Below are 1,697 nucleotides of genomic sequence, written 5' to 3'. Positions count from 1 at the left end.
GGCCGCGGCCGCCGCATAGTCGGCGCGCGCCGCCGAGGAAAAGCGCCCATCCCTGGCGGCCCCGACGAAGGCCCCATGCTCCAGCGCCACGGGCAGCGCCATCAGATGGTTCTCGATATACCAGCCATTGCGCAGGATCACGGCAGGCAGGCCCGACGCGGATATGGCCTCTTCCGTCTGCCGGTGTTCGATCGCAAGGCGGGCGGGCGACGTGCCGGCATGCAGCATGCTCGTATAGGCAAGCAGCGAAACCCCGGCCTGGCGCGCCGCCTCGATCACCGCGCCATGCAGCGGCACGCGGCCGCTGACTTCGGTCGAGGAAATCAGCAGCAGCTTGTCGACGCCGGCCAGCGCCGTGCGCAGCGTGTCGGGACGGGTATAGTCCGCCTCGCGCACGATCACGCCGCGCTCGGCAAGATCACGCGCCTTGGCCGGATTGCGCGCCGCGGCGACGATGCGGCCTGCCGGGACGGTCTTCAGCAGCGTATCGATGACGATGCGGCCAAGCTGCCCCGTCGCTCCGGTGATTGCGTACATGTTCGGCCTCTTGTCGTTGTGTGCCTGATCGTTGTGTACCGGGCCGGAAGACGGCGCCCATGTCCGCGCACGCCACGAATGCGTGGCGGGACGCGACGGGGATGGCCGTCACCGGCTCCGCGATCGGAGATCCTTCAGATAGCCGCACGCGTTACTTGCAGAAACCTCCTATCTTGCGGTTACCTCTACTTTCCGGTTACCAGATGGAAACTCGCCCCGGATGGAAACTCGCCCCAGATGGAAACTTGCCATGGAGGCTGCGCGATGGTCCTGAGAATGCGAACCAAGGTGAAGGCGCTCCCCGGCTGCCCCATGTCGAAATGCATGGCTCTGCTCAGCGGCCTCTGGACGCCCGAACTGCTCTGGTCCCTCAGCAACGGCCCGCGACGGTTTTCGGAATTGCGCCGCGACATCCCGGCCATTTCGGCGAAGGTGCTGACCAGCAGGCTGCGCGATCTGGAGCATCGCGGCGTTCTCGGCCGCAGCGTGATGCCGACATCGCCACCGACGGTGGAGTATGATCTGACCCCGTTGGGGCGGGAACTGCTCCCTGCGATCAAGGCGATCGTGGATGTCGGGTCGCGCCTGCTGCTCCGGGACCTCGCGATCCCATCACCGCAGGCGGTGGACGCGCCGGGGCCAGGGCATCTTGACCCAGAGCATCTTGACCCGGGGCATCTTGAACAGTGACCGATTGAAAGACAGGCCGGGCCCCCGCCCGAACCCGGCAGCGGCCATAGACCCCTGCACCCCATGACATCGATCCGGAATCGGTTTCCAAAGGCACCGCCTTTGGCGGGGTGCGGGGCAGCGCCCCGAAAAAGAGACCGCGGGACGGCCAATCACGACACCAATTGGCACAAGGCACGGCCAACTCTTCGACGACGGCGAAACCGGCCGAGAACGACGGCCACATCGAGCCATTGGAGGCATTCCGACCTGTGCGGCCTTTCCGCGTTCGGCGGCGCGGTCAGTGCCCGTTCATGGGCCCCATCACAGGCATCGTCATCATCGGCACGGGCTGCGACCCCAATATGGTCGCCGGCAGCCTGCCGTCCCAGCGCCGCGCCTGGGTATAGGTCACATAGTTCGGGCTGGCGCCCAGCGCCGCCGCCTGGGCGCGGATCGCATCCGCCTCAGCTTCGCCCTTGACCCGCGTC

At 66.8% G+C, this 1,697-nt stretch carries 2 protein-coding genes and 1 pseudogene; 1 reads left to right on the top strand and 2 read right to left on the bottom strand.

Going from position 1 to position 1,697, the window contains the following annotated elements; translation table 11 throughout:
- On the bottom strand, positions 1–537 hold a 537-nt coding region (locus tag HUK84_RS17120), incomplete at its 3' end, for an NAD(P)H-binding protein (RefSeq protein ID WP_176641339.1).
- Positions 538–801: 264 nt separating this feature from the next.
- On the opposite strand from HUK84_RS17120, the gene HUK84_RS17115 reads away from it, so the two are divergent.
- Entirely contained in the window at positions 802–1,227 is a 426-nt protein-coding gene (locus HUK84_RS17115; protein ID WP_176641338.1) for a winged helix-turn-helix transcriptional regulator, read from the top strand.
- Between the two features lie 280 nt (positions 1,228–1,507).
- Here HUK84_RS17115 and HUK84_RS17110 read toward each other — a convergent pair.
- Positions 1,508–1,697, bottom strand: a pseudogene (locus tag HUK84_RS17110) (hypothetical protein); the annotation flags it as partial.

Source organism: Nguyenibacter vanlangensis (assembly GCF_013376155.1).
Lineage (GTDB): Bacteria > Pseudomonadota > Alphaproteobacteria > Acetobacterales > Acetobacteraceae > Gluconacetobacter > Gluconacetobacter vanlangensis.
Note: the sequence above shows the minus strand (reverse complement) of the source record. Positions and strands in the feature narration are given on the sequence as shown.